The 20,672-nt window shown below is 72.2% G+C and carries 19 protein-coding genes; 2 read left to right on the top strand and 17 right to left on the bottom strand.

From position 1 onward, the window contains the following. Positions 1–16: 16 nt before the first annotated feature. The 5 genes from ABZ945_RS27650 to ABZ945_RS27630 form a co-directional block, all read right to left on the bottom strand. Complete coding sequence (locus ABZ945_RS27650; protein WP_361274777.1) at positions 17–1,303, bottom strand: hypothetical protein; 1,287 nt, start codon at positions 1,301–1,303, stop codon at positions 17–19. A 34-nt stretch (positions 1,304–1,337) separates the two neighbouring features. Continuing rightward, on the bottom strand, positions 1,338–2,699 hold the full coding sequence (locus ABZ945_RS27645; protein WP_361274775.1) for a replication-associated recombination protein A: 1,362 nt from the start codon (positions 2,697–2,699) through the stop codon (positions 1,338–1,340). Between the two features lie 51 nt (positions 2,700–2,750). Then, on the bottom strand, positions 2,751–3,374 hold the full coding sequence (locus ABZ945_RS27640) for a vitamin K epoxide reductase family protein (RefSeq protein ID WP_361274773.1): 624 nt from the start codon (positions 3,372–3,374) through the stop codon (positions 2,751–2,753). Positions 3,375–3,595: 221 nt separating this feature from the next. Next, complete coding sequence (hisS, locus tag ABZ945_RS27635) at positions 3,596–4,855, bottom strand: histidine--tRNA ligase (protein ID WP_361274770.1); 1,260 nt, start codon at positions 4,853–4,855, stop codon at positions 3,596–3,598. A 15-nt stretch (positions 4,856–4,870) separates the two neighbouring features. Beyond that, positions 4,871–5,581, bottom strand: a complete 711-nt coding sequence (locus ABZ945_RS27630) for an MBL fold metallo-hydrolase (RefSeq protein ID WP_256106333.1) — start codon at positions 5,579–5,581, stop codon at positions 4,871–4,873. Between the two features lie 176 nt (positions 5,582–5,757). On the opposite strand from ABZ945_RS27630, the gene ABZ945_RS27625 reads away from it, so the two are divergent. Further along, positions 5,758–6,543 carry a peptidylprolyl isomerase gene (locus tag ABZ945_RS27625; RefSeq protein ID WP_361274768.1) on the top strand — a complete coding sequence of 262 codons (786 nt, stop codon included), beginning with the start codon at positions 5,758–5,760 and terminating at the stop codon, positions 6,541–6,543. Positions 6,544–6,713: 170 nt separating this feature from the next. Continuing rightward, positions 6,714–7,943, top strand: coding sequence for a DUF349 domain-containing protein (locus tag ABZ945_RS27620; protein ID WP_361274765.1), 1,230 nt, complete (start codon positions 6,714–6,716; stop codon positions 7,941–7,943). 107 nt (positions 7,944–8,050) lie between these two features. Here the strand turns inward: ABZ945_RS27620 and ABZ945_RS27615 are convergent, their stop codons facing one another. From ABZ945_RS27615 to ABZ945_RS27560, 12 genes are all read right to left on the bottom strand, one after another. After that, the gene (locus ABZ945_RS27615) at positions 8,051–10,531 is read right to left on the bottom strand and encodes a RelA/SpoT family protein (protein WP_361274762.1); all 2,481 of its coding nucleotides are present in this window, start codon (positions 10,529–10,531) and stop codon (positions 8,051–8,053) included. 194 nt (positions 10,532–10,725) lie between these two features. Next, positions 10,726–11,268 (bottom strand): adenine phosphoribosyltransferase, encoded by a 543-nt coding sequence (locus ABZ945_RS27610; RefSeq protein ID WP_361274759.1) that lies wholly within the window; start codon positions 11,266–11,268, stop codon positions 10,726–10,728. Further along, positions 11,265–12,374: a protein translocase subunit SecF gene (gene secF, locus ABZ945_RS27605; RefSeq protein WP_361274756.1), complete on the bottom strand. Its 1,110-nt coding sequence runs from the start codon at positions 12,372–12,374 to the stop codon at positions 11,265–11,267. The genes ABZ945_RS27610 and secF overlap by 4 nt, the downstream gene beginning before the upstream one ends. Position 12,375: 1 nt before the next feature. Continuing rightward, on the bottom strand, positions 12,376–14,139 hold the full coding sequence (secD, locus tag ABZ945_RS27600; RefSeq protein WP_361274753.1) for a protein translocase subunit SecD: 1,764 nt from the start codon (positions 14,137–14,139) through the stop codon (positions 12,376–12,378). A gap of 139 nt (positions 14,140–14,278) precedes the next feature. Further along, positions 14,279–14,761, bottom strand: a complete 483-nt coding sequence (gene yajC / locus ABZ945_RS27595; protein ID WP_361274750.1) for a preprotein translocase subunit YajC — start codon at positions 14,759–14,761, stop codon at positions 14,279–14,281. Between the two features lie 260 nt (positions 14,762–15,021). Further along, positions 15,022–16,092 (bottom strand): Holliday junction branch migration DNA helicase RuvB, encoded by a 1,071-nt coding sequence (gene ruvB / locus ABZ945_RS27590; protein ID WP_361274748.1) that lies wholly within the window; start codon positions 16,090–16,092, stop codon positions 15,022–15,024. 82 nt (positions 16,093–16,174) lie between these two features. Continuing rightward, a complete protein-coding gene (gene ruvA, locus ABZ945_RS27585) occupies positions 16,175–16,786 on the bottom strand; it encodes a Holliday junction branch migration protein RuvA (protein WP_361274745.1) in 612 nt (203 codons plus the stop codon). 2 nt (positions 16,787–16,788) lie between these two features. Next, the gene (ruvC, locus tag ABZ945_RS27580) at positions 16,789–17,328 is read right to left on the bottom strand and encodes a crossover junction endodeoxyribonuclease RuvC (protein WP_361274742.1); all 540 of its coding nucleotides are present in this window, start codon (positions 17,326–17,328) and stop codon (positions 16,789–16,791) included. 147 nt (positions 17,329–17,475) lie between these two features. Beyond that, positions 17,476–18,228: a YebC/PmpR family DNA-binding transcriptional regulator gene (locus ABZ945_RS27575; protein WP_361274739.1), complete on the bottom strand. Its 753-nt coding sequence runs from the start codon at positions 18,226–18,228 to the stop codon at positions 17,476–17,478. 59 nt (positions 18,229–18,287) lie between these two features. After that, complete coding sequence (pdxT, locus tag ABZ945_RS27570; protein WP_361274736.1) at positions 18,288–18,881, bottom strand: pyridoxal 5'-phosphate synthase glutaminase subunit PdxT; 594 nt, start codon at positions 18,879–18,881, stop codon at positions 18,288–18,290. Beyond that, the gene (gene pdxS / locus ABZ945_RS27565; RefSeq protein WP_361274734.1) at positions 18,878–19,786 is read right to left on the bottom strand and encodes a pyridoxal 5'-phosphate synthase lyase subunit PdxS; all 909 of its coding nucleotides are present in this window, start codon (positions 19,784–19,786) and stop codon (positions 18,878–18,880) included. Before pdxS ends, pdxT begins: the two co-directional genes overlap by 4 nt. 326 nt (positions 19,787–20,112) lie before the next feature. Continuing rightward, positions 20,113–20,652, bottom strand: a complete 540-nt coding sequence (locus tag ABZ945_RS27560) for a hypothetical protein (protein ID WP_361274731.1) — start codon at positions 20,650–20,652, stop codon at positions 20,113–20,115. Positions 20,653–20,672: the final 20 nt, after the last annotated feature.

The following is a 20,672-nucleotide window of genomic DNA, read 5'->3' as shown; positions in this document are numbered from 1 at the left end:
GCCGTGGCGGCGGCCCTCAAGACCCATCTGGGCTGACGCCACCGCACAGCTGCCGGGCCTCGGCCAGCAGGGCCGGGTACTCCTGCCCACACACGGCCACCGCGGCGGACAGCGCCTCCAGGGCGGCGCGGAGCGGGTCGGCGGCGTCAGCCCGCTCCACGGCAAGGAGGGCCGTATGCGATGCCGAGAACCGGTGATCCCAGGTCCCGTGCTCACCGCCCACCATCACCCCGATGGCCTCACGGAGCTGGACGTATACCCCCGCCCGGGCTTCCTCCTCGGCATGGATGGCGAGTGGGCGAGCAGGGCCGAGGAGGCGCAGGCCCATCGAGGCGGGCTCGTCCGGGCGCTCTTCCCGGTGACCCTCCGCGTCGGGTGGCGGTACGGCCGCACCGACCGTGCGGTCCGGCACCCATGAGTCGGCGTCCAGGGCCTCCCCCATGGCCTGCCGGTCATCGAAGGGCGGCGGGAGCGGACGCCCCTCGGCGAGCGCGGTCAGCGCGGCGGCGACCCAGCCCAGCCCGTCGATCCGGGCGACCGCGCAGGCGCGACGGGCGGCCAGCAGGGCCACCTCGCGCTGGTCGTCCGGCCCGGCGTCGGCCAGGGCGTGCACCAGGGCGGCGTCGAAGTCGATCAGCGACCGGACGCTTCCCTCCACCGCGCGTAGGGCAGAGCTCGGCAGCCGCCCTCCCCACTGCTCGCGTTCCTCCTGGAGCCGCCGTTCCTCTCCGGCGAGGCGCACCTGCCGGTCGGCCTCGGCCCGCTCCTCGGCGGTGGGCGGTGGTGGCTGCTCGCGGGCGAAGCCGTGCCAGTAGGCGGCGATCTCCGAGATCTGCCGCACCACGCGGTCCGGCTCCGGCGGGGCGGGCCAGAACTGGAGGAGGTAGCGGTCCACCGGGGGGCCTTCGTCCGCGCTGGTGTCCAGGTCCCTGCCCCGGTCCATGCCGTACGCGCAGTAGCGCACCCGGTGATCGGTCGCGGGCAGGCCGAGCGCATAGGAGTCGTGCTCGCCCCACACGACCAGGGAGCAGCGCCCCGGCTCCGGGCGGAAGGACACCTCCACCACGTCCTCCCAGAGCGGGGCGAGCTCCGGGGCCCGGTCGTACACCTCCACCCGGAAGCCCACCTCACCGGTGTGCAGCCCGGTCGTCAGCCACAGTGCCCCGGGCACGGCGGCGCCGCAGAGCCCGGACACCTGGCCGGCGAAGGCCTCGTGGAGGTCCACCTCGTCCACCTCGCCGCTCTCCACGAAGAGCTGGCCGTAGTGGACCCACACCTCACCGTCGACCGGTACGCGCACCATCCCGTCCCCCCGTTCCGTAGCGGTCCGGCTCGGTCTAGCCGCCGGACTCCTCGCCGCGCAGCCGGGCGCGGACCTTCTCCACCACGTCCGCGTACCGCGCCTCGGCGCCGTAGCGGGTGGGTTCGTAGTAGCGCTTGCCGTGCACCGCGTCGGGGGCGTATTGCTGGGCGGCGATACCGCCGGGGACGTCGTGCGGGTAGACGTACTCCTGGGCGTGGCCCAGCTTGGCGGCGCCCTTGTAGTGGCCGTCGCGCAGATGCGGCGGGACGGGGCCGGCCAGTCCGGCGCGCAGATCGGCGCGGGCGGCGGATATGGCGGTGGTGGCGGCGTTGGACTTGGGGGCCAGCGCCAGGGCGATGGTGGCGTGGCTGAGGGTGAGCGCGGCCTCGGGGAAGCCGATCATGGCCACGGCCTGGGCGGCGGCGACCGCCAGCGGCAGTGCGGTGGGGTCGGCGAGCCCGATGTCCTCGCTGGCGGAGATCATCAGCCGGCGGGCGATGAACCGCGGGTCCTCCCCGGCCTCGATCATCCGGGCCAGATAGTGCAGGGCCGCGTCCACGTCGGAGCCGCGGATCGACTTGATCAGGGCGCTGGCCACGTCGTAGTGCTGGTCGCCGTCCCGGTCGTACGTCACCGCGGCGCGGTCCACCGTCTCCTCGACGGTGGCCAGGGTGATCTCCCGCTCGGTCTTGGCGAGCGCGGCCCCGGCGGCGGCCTCCAGGGCGGTGAGCGCCCGACGGGCGTCGCCCCCGGCGATCCGCAGCAGATGCGCCTCGGCGTCCTCGGGAAGGGTGACCGCGCCGCCCAGGCCCCGCTCCTCGGTGAGGGCGCGGTGCAGCAGACCGCGGATGTCCTCGTCGGTGAGGGATTCCAGGGTGAGCAGCAGCGAGCGGGAGAGCAGCGGGGAGATGACCGAGAAGTACGGGTTCTCCGTGGTGGCGGCGATCAGGGTGACCCAGCGGTTCTCCACGGCGGGCAGCAGCGAGTCCTGCTGGGCCTTGCTGAAGCGGTGGATCTCGTCCAGGAAGAGCACCGTCTCGGTGCCGAAGCCGCCGGAGGCACGGCGGGCACCGTCGATGACCGCGCGGACCTCTTTGACCCCCGCGGTGATCGCCGACAGCTCCACGAAGCGCTTGTTGGTCGCCTTGGAGACCACATACGCGAGCGTGGTCTTTCCGGTGCCGGGCGGGCCCCAGAGGATCACCGAGGACGCCCCGGCCGGTCCGCCCGCGCCGTCGCCTACCAGGCGGCGCAGCGGGGAGCCGGGCTTGAGCAGATGCTGCTGGCCGACCACCTCGTCCAGGGTGCGCGGGCGCATCCGGACCGCCAGGGGGCTGCTGGTCGGGTCCTTCTCCTGGCGTTCCTCGGCGGCGGCGGTGAAAAGATCGGGCTCCACGCGATGAAGCCTATGCCAGCCCACTGACAGTCATGCCGGGGCCGGAGAGGGTCAGCCGGTCCAGAAGTCCCACCAGCGGGTCAGGATCAGCATCCCGATCACCCCGATGTGCAGCACCGGCAGCACCCAGGTGAACTCGCCGACGAACGACCGCACCCCGGCCGGAGCGGGCAGCAGCCCGTGCCGGATGTTGTGCGAGGTGACGTACCAGAACATCACGATGGTGGCGACCCAGGCCAGCGAGCACCACAGGCATAGCGCGTTGATCTCGTACAGCGACTGGTAGGTCAGCCAGGCGCAGAAACCCACCCCGAACAGGGTCCCGGCGTTGAAACCGAGCCAGAACCAGCGGCGGAAGCGGGCGCCGGCCAGGAGGGCGAAGCCGATGCCCATGACCACCGCGTAGGTGGCCAGGCCGAGCATGGGGTTGGGGAAGCCGAAGACCGTGGCCTGGTCGCTCTGCATCACACTGCCGCAGGAGACCACCGGGTTGAGGCTGCAACCGGGTGTGAAACCCGGGTCTTCGAGGAGCTTGAACTTGTCGAGCGTGATCACCCACGCCGCCAGCAATCCGGCCGCCCCGGTCACCACCAGCATCCAGGCGAACGCCCGCCCGGCACCGACGGTCGCCGGGACGGGGTCGGTGGACTGGTCGTCGACCGTGGCTGTGGTCATCTCGCGGGTGTCCTCACTGCGGGCGTACGGAAGGGCGTACGGGAGGGTGTACGGGGCCGGTCGCGGCTCCGGCTTCGGCTCCGGTCATTCTGCCGCAGAGCGGCGGCCGTCCGCCGTTCGGTGGACATAAGCATGGGCCTGGGCACGGCCCGTACGGCCGTTTACGGACAGGGGCCCGGGTGCGCGGTACCGCGTGCGCCCCGGGCCCCTCCTCGTACCGCTCAGACCGTCTGGCGCAGCCGGTCCACGACCTCGGCCAGGGCGATGGCCTGCTGCTCGCCGGACTCCATGTCCTTGAGCTGGACGACACCTTCGGCGAGATCCCGCTCCCCGGCGACCAGGGTGTAGCGGGCGCCGCTGCGGTTGGCGTTCTTCATGGCGCCCTTGAGGCCCTTGGCCCCGTAGGCGAAGTCGGCGGAGACCCCGGCCCGGCGCAGCTCGTTGACGAGGCCGAAGAGCACCCGGCGGGCCTCCTCGCCGAGCGGGACCGCGTAGACGCTGGTGGCGGCGGGCAGGTCGAGGGTGATGCCCTCGGCCTCCAGCGCGAGCACCGTGCGGTCCACGCCGAGCGCCCAGCCGACGGACGGCAGCGCGGGGCCGCCGATCATCTCCGACAGCCCGTCGTAGCGGCCGCCGCCGCCCACCGCGGACTGGGAGCCCAGGCCGTCGTGGACGAACTCGAAGGTGGTGCGGGTGTAGTAGTCCAGCCCGCGGACGAGGCGCTCGTCGTCCTCGTAGACCACGCCCGCCGCGGTCAGCAGCGCGCGGACCTCCTCGTGGTACGCCGTGCAGGCGTCGCACAGGTAGTCGCGCAGCACCGGGGCGCCGGTCAGCTGCTTCTGGACCTCGGCCCGCTTGTCGTCGAGGACCCGCAGCGGGTTGATCTCGATCCGGCGGCGGGTGTCCTCGTCCAGGTCGAGGCCGCGCAGGAAGGACTGGAGGGCGTCCCGGTAGACCGGGCGGCACTCCTGGTCGCCCAGCGAGTTCAGCAGGATGCGGAACTGCCGCAGGCCCAGCGAGCGGTACGCCTGGTCGGCGAGGATGATCAGCTCGGCGTCGAGCGCCGGGTCCTCGGTGCCGATGGCCTCGGCGCCGACCTGCGAGAAGTGGCGGTAGCGGCCCTTCTGCGGGCGCTCGTAGCGGTAGTACGAGCCGGAGTACCAGAGCTTCACCGGCAGGTTGCCGGCCTTGTGGAGGTTGCCCTCCAGGGCCGCGCGGAGCACGGAGGCGGTGCCCTCGGGGCGCAGGGCGAGGCGGTCGCCGCCCTTGGTCTCGAAGGCGTACATCTCCTTGGTGACGATGTCGGTGGACTCGCCGACGCCGCGGGCGAACAGCTCGACGTTCTCGAAGCCGGGGGTCTCGATGTAGCCGTAGCCGGAGGCGCGCAGCGGGGCGGCGATGGCCTCGCGGACGGCGAGGTAGGCCGCGGAGTCGGGCGGCAGCAGGTCGTAGGTGCCCTTGGGGGCCTTGAAGGTGCTCACGGGTGGGTCTTTCCGTCACATTCCTCGTCGGGGAGTGCCGAGCGGGCCTCCCTGGCCGGTCGCCACCTCGCGGAGATACGGGTTGGCGGCGCGCTCACGGCCGATGGTCGTCTGGGGACCGTGTCCGGACAGCACCACGGTCGAGTCGTCGAGCGGCAGGCACACACGGGCCAGCGACGCGAGCATCTCGTCCATGTCACCGCCGGGCAGGTCGGTGCGTCCGATGGAGCCGGCGAAGAGCAGGTCGCCCGAGAAGAGCAGCGGCGGGATGTCCGCCGCTTCGGGCATCCCGAAGGTCACCGACCCCTTGGTATGGCCGGGGGCGTGCGCGACGGTGAGCTCCATGCCGGCCAGCTTCAGCGCGGCGCCGTCGGTCAGCTCGTGGACGTCGTCCGGTTCGCCGACCGTCAGCTCGCCCATGAGCGGCATGCCGATGGAGCGGCCGAGGGCCTTCTCCGGGTCGCTCATCATGTACCGGTCGGCGGGGTGGATCCACGCGGGCACGTCGTGGGCGCCGCAGACGGGGACGACGGAGGCCACATGGTCGATGTGGCCGTGGGTGAGGACGACGGCGACGGGCTTGAGCCGGTGCTTGGCGAGTGCTTCCTCGACGCCCTGGGCGGCCTGGTGGCCCGGGTCGATGATCACGCACTCCTCGCCCGCGGCGGGGGCGACCAGATAGCAGTTGGTCCCCCAGGCCCCGGCGGGGAAGCCGGCAATGAGCACGATGGCGTCCTCGGTGGTCGTCGGTTCCGGTCCCGGGCGGTGCCGGGGCGCGTCCGGTCTGGTAAGGACGCCGCGGGAGGAAAGCCTACCGGCGCCGCTCATCGCACAGCGAACCCATATACCGTACGGACACACCCGGCCAGGACGGGAACAGGTGACCGAGAAGGAGTGACCCGGTGGTCAGCAACGAGCAGCGGCGGCGGCAGCTCGCCAGGGAGAAGTACGAGCGGCAGCGGCAGCGCCGGGAGGCGGCCCGGCGCAAGGCCAAGCGCCGCAACGCGGTGATCGCCGCCGCGCTGGCCGTGGTGGTGGCCGCGGGGGCGACCGCGTACGCGGTGAGCGCGGTGGGCGGCGACGAGGACGACCGGGCCACCCAACCGCCGGCCGCCTCGGACAGCCCCGCGCCCAGCGAGTCGTCCTCGCCGGAGCCCGAGCTCGCGGTGGACACCAAGGCCGCGTACACCATGAAGCTGGCGACCAACCAGGGGGACATCTCCATCGCCATGGAGGCGGCGAAGACCCCGCGCACGGTGAACTCCTTCCAGCACCTCGCCGGGAAGAAGTTCTTCGACGGCTCGCCCTGCCACCGGCTCACCACCAAGGGCATCTTCGTGCTCCAGTGCGGCTCGCCGAAGGGCGCCCCGGACGGCGGCCCGGGCTACACCATCCCGGACGAGAACCTGGCCTCGCTGGGCAAGCCGGGCAAGGACGGCAAGGCGCTGTTCAAGGCCGGCACGGTGGCGATGGCCAACACCGGGCAGCCGGACTCCGGCGGCAGCCAGTTCTTCCTGGTGTACGAGGACACCAAGTTGCCGCCCGCGTACACCCCGTTCGGGACCATGGACGCGGCCGGGCTGAAGGCGGTGCGGAAGATCGCCGAGGGCGGGGCCGAGGGCACTACGGGGGACGGCGCGCCGAAGACGGCCGTCACCGTGGAGAAGGCGACCGTGAGCAAGGCGTGAACCGGGGCGGCCGGCCGCTGGTGAACCGGCGAATTCGGTCCGTCTCGGTGCGGACAGCCGGGCGGCCGGTCGCCTAGATTGGCGTTGTGCAGGGCGGGCCGTGCCCGCCCGAGGAAACTGTGGACGATGCCGGCGGGCGACCACCCGCGGCATCAGGTGGAGGAGGCGCTGTGAGCAGCGACCCGTGGGGCCGCGTCGACGAGACGGGCACCGTGTACGTGCGGACAGCCGACGGTGAGCAGGTCGTCGGATCGTGGCAGGCCGGTTCTCCCGAGGAGGCCCTGGCCTACTTCGAGCGCAAGTACGAGGGGCTGGTCGTGGAGATCGGCCTCCTGGAGAAGCGGGTGAAGACCACCGACCTGTCCGCGAAGGACGCGACGGTGGCGATCGACCACATCCGCACGCAGGTGGACGAGCACCACGCGGTGGGCGACCTGGACGCGCTGCGCAAGCGGCTGGACGCGCTGGTGGAGACGGTCGACAAGCGCCGTGAGGAGCGCAAGGTCGCCAAGGCGAAGCAGGCCGGTGAGGCCCGGGAGGCCAAGGAGAAGCTGGTCGCCGAGGCCGAGGAGCTGGCGGCCAGCGAGCAGTGGCGGTCGGCCGGTGAGCGGCTGCGGGCGCTGGTGGACACCTGGAAGGGGCTGCCCCGGCTGGACCGCAAGTCCGACGACGAGCTGTGGCACCGCTTCTCGCACGCCCGCTCGGCGTTCTCCAAGCGGCGCAAGGCGCACTTCGCCTCGCTGGACGCGCAGCGCGAGGAGGCCCGCAAGGCCAAGGAGAAGCTGGTCGCCGAGGCCGAGTCGCTGTCGGGTTCCACGGACTGGGCCGCCACCGCGGCCCGCTACCGGGAGCTGATGACCGACTGGAAGGCCGCGGGCCGCGCCCAGCGCGAGCACGAGGACGATCTGTGGAACCGCTTCCGCGGCGCCCAGGACGTCTTCTTCGCGGCCCGTGGCGAGGTCTTCGCCGAGCGGGACGCGGAGCAGTCGGAGAACCTCAAGCTCAAGGAGGAGCTGGCGACCGAGGCCGAGCGGCTGGTGCCGGTGACGGACCTGAAGGCGGCCCGGGCCGCGTTCCGGGCGGTCAACGAGCGCTGGGAGGCCGTCGGCCATGTCCCGCGGGACGCCCGGCCGAAGGTCGAGGGCCGGATGCAGGCGGTGGAGCGGGCGCTCCAGGAGGCCGAGGAGGCCGAGTGGCGCCGCACCAACCCGGAGGCCCGGGCCCGCGCGGCGGGTCTGACCGGTCAGCTCCAGGACGCGGTGGACAAGCTGCAGAAGCAGATCGACGCGGCCCGGGCGGCGGGCAACGACGCCAAGGCCGACAAGCTGGCCCGTGAGCTGGAGGGCCGGCAGGCGCTGCTGGACCAGGCGCTCAAGGGGCTCCAGGAGTTCGGCGGCTGATCTCCCCCCGTCCGCGTACGGCGAAGGGGCCTCCCGTGGTCGGGAGGCCCCTTCCGTATGCCGGGAGGGCTACGGGCGCCGGGCCGAGGTCACGCGTACCGGGCGGGCTACGGGCGCCGGGCCGAGGTGACCCGGTAGACGTCGTAGACGCCCTCCACCCCGCGTACCGCCTTCAGGACGTGGCCCAGGTGCTTGGGGTCGCCCATCTCGAAGGTGAAGCGGGAGGTGGCGACCCGGTCGCGGGAGGTCTGCACGGCCGCCGACAGGATGTTGACATGCTGGTCGGACAGGACCCGGGTGACGTCGGAGAGCAGCCGGGAGCGGTCCAGCGCCTCGACCTGGATGGCGACCAGGAAGACCGAGGACTGGGTGGGCGCCCACTCGACGTCCAGCATCCGCTCGGGCTGCTGGGAGAGCGAGTCGACGTTGACGCAGTCGGCCCGGTGGACCGAGACGCCGCTGCCGCGGGTGACGAAGCCGATGATCGGGTCGCCGGGCACCGGGGTGCAGCAGCGGGCCAGTTTGACCCAGACGTCCTCGACACCCTTGACGACCACGCCCGGGTCGCCCTTGGCGCGCCGCTTGGAGCGGCCGCGGGAGGGCGGCGCGGACTCGGCGATGTCCTCGCTGGCGGCCTCCTCGCCGCCGAGCGCCTGCACCAGCTTCTGCACCACGCTCTGCGCGGTGACATGGCCCTCGCCGATCGCCGCGTAGAGCGAGGAGATGTCGGGGTAGCGCATCTCGTGGGCGAGGGTGACCAGGGAGTCGCCGGTGAGGATCCGCTGGATGGGCAGGTTCTGTTTGCGCATGGCGCGGGCGATGGCGTCCTTGCCGTGCTCGATCGCCTCGTCCCGGCGCTCCTTGGAGAACCAGGCGCGGATCTTGTTGCGGGCCCGCGGCGACTTGACGAAGCCGAGCCAGTCCCGGGAGGGGCCGGCGCCGACCGCCTTGGAGGTGAAGACCTCCACCAGGTCGCCGTTGTCCAGGGTGGACTCCAGCGGGACCAGCCGGCCGTTGACCCGGGCCCCTATGGTGCGGTGGCCGACCTCGGTGTGCACCGCGTAGGCGAAGTCGACGGGGGTGGCGCCGGCGGGCAGCGCTATCACGTCGCCCTTGGGGGTGAAGACGAAGACCTCGTTGCGGGAGAGGTCGAAGCGCAGCGACTCCAGGAACTCGCCCGGGTCCTCGGTCTCCTTCTGCCAGTCCAGCAGCTGGCGCAGCCACGCCATGTCGTTGACGTGGTCGTCCTTGCCGCCGGCCCGGCGGGGCACGTCGGTGCGGACCTTGGAGGCGCCGGCCACGGCCTCCTGCTTGTACTTCCAGTGCGCGGCGATGCCGTACTCGGCGCGGCGGTGCATGTCGAAGGTGCGGATCTGGAGCTCGACGGGCTTGCCGTTGGGGCCGATCACCGTGGTGTGCAGCGACTGGTACATGTTGAACTTGGGCATCGCGATGTAGTCCTTGAACCGGCCGGGGACCGGGTTCCATCGCGCGTGGACGGTGCCGAGGGCGGCGTAGCAGTCGCGGACCGTGTCCACCAGCACCCGGATGCCGACCAGGTCGTAGATCTCCGCGAAGTCCCGCCCGCGGACGATCATCTTCTGGTAGACGCTGTAGTAGTGCTTGGGGCGGCCGGTGACGGTGGCCTTGATCCGGGCGGAGCGCAGATCGGACTGGACCTCGTCGGTCACTATGGCCAGGTACTCGTCCCGCTTGGGGGCGCGCTCGGCGACGAGCCTGACGATCTCGTCGTACATCTTGGGGTAGAGGATCGCGAAGGCGAGGTCCTCCAGCTCCCACTTGATGGTGTTCATGCCCAGCCGGTGCGCCAGCGGGGCGTAGATCTCCAGCGTCTCGCGGGCCTTCTTCTCCTGCTTCTCCCGCTTGAGGTAGCGCATGGTGCGCATGTTGTGCAGCCGGTCGGCGAGCTTGATGACCAGGACCCGGGGGTCCTTGGCCATGGCGACGACCATCTTGCGGACGGTCTCGGCCTGCGCGGCCTCGCCGAACTTGACCTTGTCCAGCTTGGTGACGCCGTCGACCAGCAGGGCGACCTGGTCGCCGAAGTCCTTGCGGAGGGTGTCGAGCCCGTACTCGGTGTCCTCGACGGTGTCGTGCAGCAGCCCGGCCATCAGGGTCGCCGGGTCCATGCCCAGCTCGGCGAGGATGGTGGTGACGGCCAGCGGGTGGGTGATGTACGGGTCGCCGCTCTTGCGCTTCTGGCCCCGGTGCCAGCGCTCGGCGACCTGGTAGGCGCTCTCGATCTGGCGCAGGACCGAGGTCTCGGTCTTGGGGTCGTTGCCCCGGACGATGCGCAGCAGCGGTTCCAGGACCGGGTTGTACGGGGAGGAGCGCTGGACGCCGAGCCGGGCGAGGCGGGCCCGCACGCGATTGGAGGAGCCGCCGCTGCGACCGGGGGCGGGCGGCGTGGGCTTGGGCGTCGAGACGGGGGCGGGCCCCGCCGAGTGGCGCACCGACTCCGAGAGGCGGTCGGCCGCCTTGTTCGGGGACGTGGCGGGGGGCGCCGCGGCCTTCTCGGCGTGCTGGTCGGGCTTCGCGGCGGAGAGTGGCTGGGCCTCGTCTGGCAAGAGCGCTCCTCGTGCGGGGTCCGGGTCCCCCGGTCAGGCCCGGAATCCCATGGTACTGACCTCGGGCGGCCTCCTCGCCCCGGGACCTCGGGGCCGGGGCAAGGCCGCCTTTTCGGCCAATGTCCTGGCCGGACAACGCCACGGCGGGCGTCCGTTGTTCCGGACGCCCGCCGTGTGTGCGCTGACGCGGAGGCTCAGAGGGTGATCAGGGCCTGGAGCGGGGCGCCGCCGAGGGCGGGCTCCAGCCGGGCTCGGCCGCCGAGGAAGCCGAGCTCCATCAGCACCGCGACCCCCGCGACCTCGGCGCCGGCCCGGCGGACCAGCGCCAGGGACGCCTCGGCGGTGCCGCCGGTGGCCAGTACGTCGTCGATGACCAGGACCCGGTCGCCGGGGGCCAGGTCCTCGGCGTGCACCTCGATCTCCGCGGTGCCGTACTCCAGCTCGTACCCCTGCTTCAGGGTGGCGCCGGGCAGCTTGCCGGCCTTGCGGACCGGGATGAAGCCCAGCTTGGCGGAGACGGCGACCGGGGCGGCGAGGATGAACCCGCGCGCCTCCAGGCCGACGATCTTGGTGGCGCCGTACCGGACCGCCAGCTCGGCCAGCTCGGCGGTGAGCGCGGCGAACGCCTCCGGGTCGGCCAGCAGGGGCGTGATGTCCTTGAAGACCACGCCCTCGACGGGGTAGTCGGGGACGTCGCGGATGCGGCTGAGCAGCAGCTCGGCGGTGCTCGCGCTCATCGGCGCTTGCCCCGGCCGCGGGCGGGCTGGCGGCGCGGTCCGACGACCGCTCCGGCCGGGGCCGCGTCCTCCGGCTCGTCCTCGGGGCCGTGGCCCTCGTCGTCCACCGCGGTCTCCTCGCCGCTCTCGCCCTTGGCGGCCGCCTGGGCGCGCTTGGCGAGGACCCGCTTGCGCAGGGCCTTCATCTGCGGCTCGCGCTCCTTGAGGTCGGCGACCAGCGGGGTGGCGATGAAGATCGAGGAGTACGCACCGGCGGCGAGGCCGACGAAGAGCGACAGCGAGATGTCGTTGAGCATGCCGGCGCCCAGGACACCGCCGCCGATGAACAGCAGGCCCGCCACCGGCAGCAGCGCCACCACGGTGGTGTTGATGGAGCGGACCAGGGTGCCGTTGATGGAGCGGTTGGCGACCTCGCTGTAGGTCCACCGGGTCTGCTTGGTGATGCCCCGCGAGCTCTCCTTGAGGCTGTCGAAGACCACGACCGTGTCGTAGAGCGAGTAGCCGAGGATGGTGAGCAGGCCGATCACCGTACCGGGGGTGACCTCGAAGCCCACCAGGGCGTAGATGCCGACGGTGATGGTGATGTCGTGGATGAGGGCGACCAGCGCGGCCAGCGCCATCCGCCACTCGAAGGCGATGGCCAGGTAGACCACCACCAGCACCATGAAGATGCCGAGGCCCATCCACGCCTTGTTGGCGATCTGCTCGCCCCAGCTGGGGCCGACGATGTCGGCGTTGAGGTCGCCCGCGGGGACCTTCAGCTCCTGGGCCAGCTCACCGGTGATGCGGTCGGCCTCGCCGGTGCCGACGTCGGAGATCTGGATGCGCAGACCGCCGGTGCCCAGCTCCTGCACGATCGGCAGATGGCCGGAGACGTCCTCGGCGACCTCGCGGGCCTGCTCGGCGGAGACCGAGGTCTTGGGCGTGGTGACGACCAGGCCGCCCTTGAACTCGATGCCCATGTTGAGGCCCTGCACCACCAGGCCGAGGATGGCCGTGATGGTGATCAGGATGGAGACGCCGTACCAGAGCTTCCGCTTGCCGACGAAGTCGTAGCCGACCTCGCCGCGGTACAGGCGGGCGCCGATGCTGCCGAGCCGTGACATCTCACGCCTCCTTCGGGTCGGTGGGGGCGGAGGTGCGGCGCGCGCGGCGCAGCGGGGGCTTGGCACCCAGGCGCTTGGGGTCGAGACCCGACCAGGGGTGTCCGCCGCCGAAGAACTTCGTCCGGGCCAGCAGCGACATCAGCGGCTTGGTGAAGAGGAACACCACGACGACGTCGAGCAGGGTGGTCAGGCCCAGGGTGAAGGCGAAGCCCTGCACCTTGCCGACGGTGACGATGAACAGCACAGCGGCGGCCAGGAACGACACGAAGTCGGAGACCAGGATGGTGCGGCGGGCGCGCGGCCAGCCGCGTTCCACGGCGGGGCGCAGGGTGCGGCCCTCGCGGATCTCGTCGCGGACCCGTTCGAAGTAGACGATGAACGAGTCGGCGGTGATGCCGATGGCCACGATGGCGCCGCAGACGGCGGGCAGGTTGAGCGCGAAGCCGATGGCCGGGCCGAGCAGCGCCATCAGCGAGTAGGTGAGCACCGCGGAGACACCGAGGCTGGCGATCGCGATGAGCGACAGGCCCCGGTAGTAGACCACCAGGTAGACGATGACCAGCGCCAGGCCGATGGCACCGGCGATCAGGCCGGCCTTCAGCTGCTCGCCGCCGAGGGCGGCGGTGACGGTGGTGGTGCTCTCCTGCTCGAAGGAGAGCGGCAGGGCGCCGTAGGACAGGATGTTCGCCAGTTCGGTGGCGGACTCCTGGTTGAAGCTGCCGGAGATCTCGGCGCTGCCGCCGGCGATGGCGCTGCTGACCGAGGGCGCGGAGACGACCTGGCCGTCCAGGGTGATCGCGAACTGGTTCTGCGGCTGCTGCTGGGAGGCGAGCTTGCCGGTGGTGGCGGCGAACTTCTTGGCTCCGCCGTCGGTGAAGCCGAGCTGGACGATCCACATGCCGCGCTGCGGGTCGAGGGTGCCCTTGGCCTCGTCGACGTCGGTGCCGGCCACCTCGGCCGGGCCGAGGATGTACTTGGCGTCGCCCTCGGTGGAGCAGGCCAGCGTCGGCTTGGACGGCTCGGAGTTGACCGCCGGGTTGGCGATCTTCTTGGTCTTGGGGTCGCGCGCGCAGTCCAGCTTGGCGAACTGGTCGCCGAGCTGCTGGAGGGCGGCGTCGCCGGTGCCGCTGGGCTGCGGGTTGGGCGTCGGGGCTCCACTGGGGGCGGGCGGGGTCGGGCTGGGCGTCGGCGCCTTCAGCGCGCCGGCGGCGGCCCGGCCCTGGGTGGTGGCACTGGGCTTCGGCGAGGGGGAGCCTTCGCCGGCCGAGGGCTGGCCGCTGGGCTTGGTGCTCGGCTTTCCGCTGGGCTTCCCGCTCGGCTCACCGCTCGCGGACGGCTCGGGCATCGGCTGACTGCCGGCGGCCGCGAGCACAGGCCGGAAGTACAGCTGGGCGGTGGTGCCGACCTGCTTCTTCGCCTTCTCCGAGTCCGTGGCACGGGGGATGTTGACGATGATGTGCCGGTCGCCCTGCTGCTGGACCTCGGCCTCCGACACGCCCAGACCGTTGACGCGACGCTCGATGATGTCGATCGCGGTCTGCATGTTGGCGTTGTTGATGGCGTTCGGCTTGCCGGGCTGGTTCTCCGCCCGCAGCGTGATGCTCGTACCGCCGGCCAGGTCGATGCCCAGGCGCGGGGTGGTGTGCCCCGACCAGAACATGCCGCCGACCAGGCCCACCATGGCGATCAGGATCAGGGCCAGGGTGCGCCCCGGCTTGCCCTGCCCCCCCGTCGCCGGCCTGCGGCCCTTCTTGGCTGCTGCCACCTTCTCGTTTCTCCCTGTCCAACCGCCGCGCGCCGGTCAGGCGCCGTGGCGGCCACGAATGGTGTGGGGGTGCCCCCGCGGGTGTCGGCACGGCACGGACCGCGTACGCCGCTGCGGCGCCGCGGTCCGTGCCCGCGCCCTACTTGGCGTCGGTGTCGCCGTCGCGCTTGTCGGTCTTGTCGGTGGCGGCGGGGGTCTCGTCCCCGGCCGCGTCCTTCTTGCCGAGGTCGATCGCCGCGTCCTTCTTGCCCAGGTCGACCCGGTCGGCGTCGGCGTCCTCGTCGGCGGCGGTCAACGTGCTGGCGTCGTCCGGCACGACGGGGGTGTCGCTCGCCTCACCGTCACCGTGGACGATGCGGTTGTACTCGTCGTCCTCCAGGACGGCGCCGATGGCGTTCTTGGCGTAGATGGCGTGCACGCCGGGCGCCACCTCCAGGTGGACGGTGTCGTCACCGACCTCCTTGACGGTGGCGTACATCCCCCCGATGGTCCGCACCCCGCTGCCGGGCTGCATCTGGTTGCGCATCTGCACCGCCTGCTGCTGCTTCTTCTTGGCGGAGCGCGTCATCAGGAACATGGCCCCGATGAGGACGACGAACGGGAGGAGAGTCATGAGGCCCACGGGACAACAAATCCTTCGCACGGTCGCGGTCGCCCGCGGCCTGGTCTTCGGGGGGTGGGTACGCCGGTCCTGGAGAGGTCGGCATCGGCGGAGTCTAGGCGAGTCCGCATCACTGGAACAACGCCCAGCATGGCACCGCGGTTCCTGGTCGTGCGAGTCTCCCCGCCGTCACGACCCGCCCGCGCCGCCCCCCGCCCCCCTGCTCCAGAGGTTCCCGCCCCGGTCAGCCCGGAGGGAGCCCTTCCGCTCGGGGCTCACCCTCACGGCCCGAAGAGCCCCTGCTGACCGCCCGGAGCTGCCTGCGGCGGTACGAGGCCGAGGTGCGCCCAGGCCGCGGGGGTGGCCACCCGGCCGCGCGGTGTACGGGCCAGCAGGCCTTCCCGTACGAGGAAGGGCTCGGCCACCTCCTCGACGGTCTCCCGCTCCTCCCCCACCGCCACGGCCAGCGTGGACAGCCCCACCGGGCCGCCGCCGAAGAGCTTCAACAGCGCCGAGAGCACCGCCCGGTCCAGCCGGTCCAGGCCCCGGTCGTCCACCTCGTACACCTTGAGCGCGGTGCCCGCGATCTCCTGGGTGATCAGGCCGTCCGCCTTGACCTGGGCGTAGTCCCGGACCCGGCGCAGCAGCCGGTTGGCGATCCGGGGGGTGCCCCGGGAGCGCCCGGCGATCTCGGCGGCGCCCGCGGTGTCGATCGGCACGTCCAACAGCTGGGCGGAGCGGTGGATCACCCGCTCCAGCTCGGCCGGCCCGTAGAACTCCATATGCGCGGTGAAGCCGAAGCGGTCGCGCAGCGGCGGCGGCAGCAGTCCGGCCCGGGTGGTGGCGCCGACCAGGGTGAACGGTGGCAGCTCCAACGGGATGGCGGTGGCGCCGGGGCCCTTGCCGACGACCACGTCCACCCGGAAGTCCTCCATCGCCATGTAGAGCATCTCCTCGGCGGGCCGGGACATCCGGTGGATCTCGTCGAGGAAGAGCACCTCGCCCTCCTGGAGCGAGGAGAGGATCGCGGCCAGGTCGCCGGCGTGCTGGATGGCGGGGCCGGAGGTGATCCGGATCGGGGCGCCCATCTCGGCGGCGATGATCATCGACAGGGTGGTCTTGCCGAGCCCGGGCGCGCCGGAGAGCAGGACGTGGTCGGCGGTGGCGCCACGGGCCAGCGCGGCCTTCAGCACCAGGTCGAGCTGTTCGCGCACCCGCTCCTGGCCGACGAACTCGGCCAGCGACTTGGGGCGCAGGGCCGCCTCGACGGCCTGGTCCTCGCCGTCGGCGGAGGCCCCGACCAGCCGGTCGGCGGCCTGGTCGGCTTGTGCGGTGTCGTCGTCCCAGTTCACGGTGTGCGTCAGCCTCGCGGTTCGGCGGATTGCGGTACGGGGGTGGGGCCGGTCCGTCGGTGTACGGACGCGGGGCCCCGGGTCAGCGGGTGCGGTTCAGGCCCTGCAGGGCGGCCTTGAGCAGCTGCCCGATCTGCGGGTCGCCACCCGCTGCCTCGGCCTGCGGGGCGACGGCCTCCACCGCCTCCTCGGCCTCCCGGGTGGCGTACCCGAGGCCGACCAGGGCGGTGTGCAGCTGGTCCCGCCAGGAGGCGGGCCCGGCCGCGATCGGGGCGCCCCTGCCGGTGCCCAGCGGCGCCCCGAGCCGGTCCTTCAGCTCAAGCAGCAGCTTCTGGGCGCCCTTCTTGCCGATGCCGGGCACGGCGGTCAGCGCCTTCTCGTCCCCGGTGGCCACCGCCCGGCGCAGCGCGTCCGGGCGGTGCACCGCCAGCATCGCCTGGGCCAGCCGGGGGCCGACGCCGCTGGCGGTCTGGAGCAGCTCGAAGACCTGCCGCTCGTCGTCGTCGGCGAAGCCGTACAGGGTCAGCGAGTCCTCCCGGACCACCAGCGAGGTGGCGAGCCGGGCCTCCTGGCCGATCCGCAGCGTGGAGAGGGTGTCCGGGGTGCACTGCACGGCCATCCCGACCCCGCCGACCTCGATGACGGCGGTGGTCGGGGCGAGGGCCGCGACCGGCCCGGTGACGAAGGCGATCATGTTCAACGGCCCTTCCCGGCTCGTTGGGCGGCGACTTGGGCGGCGACCGCCTGCTGGAGGCGGTTGGTGGCGGGGGCCCGCCAGATATGGCAGATGGCGAGCGCCAGGGCGTCCGCGGCGTCGGCCGGCTTGGGCGGGGCGTCCAGCCGGAGCAGCCGGGTGACCATGGCCCCCACCTGCGCCTTGTCCGCCCGTCCCGACCCCGTCACCGCGGCCTTCACCTCGCTGGGGGTGTGCAGCACCACCGGCAGCCCCCGGCGGGCCGCGCAGAGCATGGCGACCGCGCTGGCCTGGGCGGTGCCCATCACCGTACGCACATTGTGCTGGCTGAAGACCCGCTCCACGGCGACCACGTCCGGGCGGTGGGCGTCCAGCCACTCCTCCACGCCCCGCTCGACCGCGACCAGCCGCACCGCGGTGTCCGCGTCGGCCGGGGTGCGCACCACGCCGACCCCGCGCATGGCCAGCGGCCTGCCCGCCACACCCTCCACGACGCCGACCCCGAGCCGGGTCAGCCCCGGGTCCACCCCGAGCACGCGCACAGCCCCCGCCCCCTCCCTCTCCCGCCATCCGTACATCTGTTTGTCGCAGGCTATCGGCCACCACCGACAACACCGCGCAGCAACGCCAAGGGCCGGCGGGCACGACCGTCTCCGGTGTGCCCGCCGGCCCATGGCGCGACAGGGAAATCAGGCGTCGACCTTCTCCATGACCTCGTCCGAGACGTCGAAGTTGGCGAAGACGTTCTGCACGTCGTCGCTGTCCTCCAGCGCGTCGATCAGCTTGAAGATCTTGCGCGCGCCCTCCTCGTCCAGCTCGACCTGCATGGTCGGGACGAAGTTGGCGTCGGCCGAGTCGTAGTCGATCCCGGCGTCCACCAGGGCGGTGCGGACCGCGACCAGGTCGGTGGCCTCGCTCAGCACCTCGAAGCTCTCACCGAGGTCGTTCACTTCCTCGGCACCGGCGTCCAGCACCGCGGCCAGCACATCGTCCTCGCCCAGCTCGCCCTTGGGGACGATGACGACGCCCTTGCGGTGGAACAGGTACGACACCGAGCCCGGGTCGGCCATCGAACCGCCGTTGCGGGTCATGGCCACCCGTACGTCGGAGGCGGCGCGGTTGCGGTTGTCGGTGAGGCACTCGATGAGCACCGCGACGCCGTTGGGGCCGTAGCCCTCGTACATGATCGTCTCGTAGTCGACGCCGCCGCCTTCGAGACCGCCGCCGCGCTTGACCGCGGAGTCGATGTTCTTGTTGGGCACCGACTGCTTCTTGGCCTTCTGGATGGCGTCGAAGAGTGTCGGGTTGCCCTCGGGGTCGGCACCGCCGGTCCGGGCCGCGACCTCGATGTTCTTGATGAGCTTCGCGAAGAGCTTGCCGCGCTTGGCGTCGATCACGGCCTTCTTGTGCTTCGTCGTAGCCCATTTAGAGTGGCCGGACATCTGCCTGTCTCCTTCGCGTAACCCTGCACTGAACGAACCTGGATCCTACCGGGGTCGCGTCACCCCGCCGTGCGCACCATCTCGGTGAACAGGGCGTGCACCCGGTGGTCCCCGGTCAGCTCGGGGTGGAAGGAGGTGGCCAGCGCGTTGCCCTGGCGCACCGCGACGATATGACCGCCGTGCTCGGCGAGCACCTCGACCTGGGCGCCCACGGACTCCACCCACGGCGCGCGGATGAAGACCCCCTCCACCGCCCCGCCCCGGACCCCGGCGACTTCGACGGCCGCCTCGAAGGACTCGTTCTGCCGCCCGAAGGCGTTCCGCCGCACGATCATGTCGATGCCGCCGAAGGTCTCCTGCCCGGACCGCGGGTCGAGGATCTTCTCCGCCAGCATGATCATCCCGGCGCAGGTCCCGTACACCGGCATCCCGGCCGCGATCCGCTCACGCAGCGGCCCGGCCATGCCGAACAGGTTCGCCAGCTTGGAGATGGTGGTGGACTCACCGCCCGGCAGTACCAGGCCGTCCACCTCGGCCAGCTCCTCCGGCCGCCGGACCGGCCTGGCCACGGCGTCCGCCACGGCCAGGGCGGTCAGGTGCTCGCGGACGTCGCCCTGGAGCGCCAGGACGCCGATCACCGGAGAGGTCATCACCAGCCCCGGTTGGCGTAGCGCTCGGCCTCGGGCAGGGTGTCGCAGTTGATGCCGACCATGGCCTCGCCCAGGTTCCGGGAGGCGTCCGCGATGATCTTCGGGTCGTCGTAGAAGGTGGTCGCCTTGACGATGGCGGCGGCGCGCTTGGCCGGGTCGCCGGACTTGAAGATGCCCGAGCCCACGAAGACGCCCTCGGCGCCCAGCTGACGCATCAGCGCGGCGTCGGCCGGGGTGGCCACGCCACCGGCGGAGAACAGCACCACCGGCAGCTTGCCCAGCTCGGCGGTCTCCTTGACCAGCTCGTACGGGGCGCGCAGGTCCTTCGCCGCGGCGTACAGCTCGTTGTTGTCGAAGCCGCGCAGCTTGGCGATCTCGTTCTTGATCTGGCGCAGGTGGCGCACCGCCTCCACCACATTGCCGGTGCCGGCCTCGCCCTTGGAGCGGATCATCGCCGCGCCCTCGGCGATCCGGCGCAGGGCCTCGCCCAGGTTGGTGGCGCCGCACACGAACGGGGTGGTGAACGCGAACTTGTCCGAGTGGTTCACCTCGTCGGCGGGGGTCAGCACCTCGGACTCATCGATGTAGTCCACGCCCAGCGACTGGAGCACCTGCGCCTCGACGAAGTGCCCGATCCGCGACTTGGCCATGACCGGAATGGAGACGGCCTCGATGATGCCCTCGATCATGTCCGGGTCGGACATCCGGGCCACCCCGCCGTCCTTGCGGATGTCGGCCGGCACCCGCTCCAGCGCCATGACGGCGACGGCGCCCGCGTCCTCGGCGATCTTGGCCTGCTCCGGCGTGACGACGTCCATGATCACGCCGCCCTTGAGCTGCTCGGCCATCCCGCGCTTGACGCGCGCGGTGCCGGTCTCGGGGGACTGCGGGGTGGTGGTGCTGGACACGGATGGACCTCACTCGGGAAGAACGGGGTGTACGACTCCCCCGAGGAAACCGGGGCCACGGGGGGCCGGGCAAGGGCCAATGTCTACCCGGTGGCTCGTTTTCCGGGCCGCGCGGCCCGCGTGGCGCGGGGCCGGACCGGGGCTCGTCGTGGACGTGGGCGCCGGGGCGCCCCACGGGGCGCGGGTCCCGGATGGACTCGTCGTGGACGTGGACGCCGGGGCGCCCCACGGGGCGCGGGTCCCGGATGGACTCGTCGTGGGCGTGGACGCCCCACGGGGCGCGGCCCCGGACCAGGCTCGTCGCGGGGCGCCCGTGCGCCCCCCACCTACCCCCGATCGGCCAGGGCCACCGGTGGCTCGTCGTCCATCTCGAACGCCAGCGGGAACGGGGCGTGCCCCGCCAGCCGGAACCAGCGCACCGTACGGTGCCGCCGCAGCGCCCTCGCCGCGCGCACCGCGTCGTTGTGGAACCGCCGGGCCATCGGCACCCGCCGCACCGCCGCCGCGAGCTCCCCGGCGGCCTCCTCACCGCCCGGTGCCTCCCGGACCTCCTCCACCTGCTCGGTCTCCCCGAACACCGCGCGCAGCGCCTGGCTCAGCTCACTTTCGGCCACCTCGCGCTGCTCCTCCTCCGCCTGCCGGGCCGCGTGCGCCGCCTCGTACAGCACGATCGAGGCCGCCGGGTCGAGCACCCCGCTCGTCGCCAGCTCCTGCGCCACCGACGCGCGGCGCACCAACTGCGCGTCCAACGCGGCGCGCGCCGCGTCGATCCGGGCATGCAACCGGTCCAGCCGCCCGGCGGTCCAGCTCAGATACAGCCCGATCGCGAACAGGCCCACGGCCACGTAAATAAGGGTCTCGATCACCCCCGAAGGCTATCGGGCGC

The sequence above is a fragment of the Streptomyces sp. NPDC046887 genome, from assembly GCF_040644755.1.
Classification (GTDB): domain Bacteria; phylum Actinomycetota; class Actinomycetes; order Streptomycetales; family Streptomycetaceae; genus Streptomyces; species Streptomyces lichenis.
Note: the sequence above shows the minus strand (reverse complement) of the source record. Positions and strands in the feature narration are given on the sequence as shown.

What these genes read in the sequence shown, in the direction of transcription:
- secF (WP_361274756.1), bottom strand. Translation starts at nt 12,374, where the DNA reads ATGTCACGGCTCGGCAGCATCGGCGCCCGCCTGTACCGCGGCGAGGTC.
- ABZ945_RS27610 (WP_361274759.1), bottom strand. Translation starts at nt 11,268, where the DNA reads ATGAGCGCGAGCACCGCCGAGCTGCTGCTCAGCCGCATCCGCGACGTC.
- ABZ945_RS27650 (WP_361274777.1), bottom strand. Translation starts at nt 1,303, where the DNA reads ATGGTGCGCGTACCGGTCGACGGTGAGGTGTGGGTCCACTACGGCCAG.
- ABZ945_RS27575 (WP_361274739.1), bottom strand. Translation starts at nt 18,228, where the DNA reads ATGTCCGGCCACTCTAAATGGGCTACGACGAAGCACAAGAAGGCCGTG.
- ruvA (WP_361274745.1), bottom strand. Translation starts at nt 16,786, where the DNA reads ATGATCGCCTTCGTCACCGGGCCGGTCGCGGCCCTCGCCCCGACCACC.
- ABZ945_RS27640 (WP_361274773.1), bottom strand. Translation starts at nt 3,374, where the DNA reads ATGACCACAGCCACGGTCGACGACCAGTCCACCGACCCCGTCCCGGCG.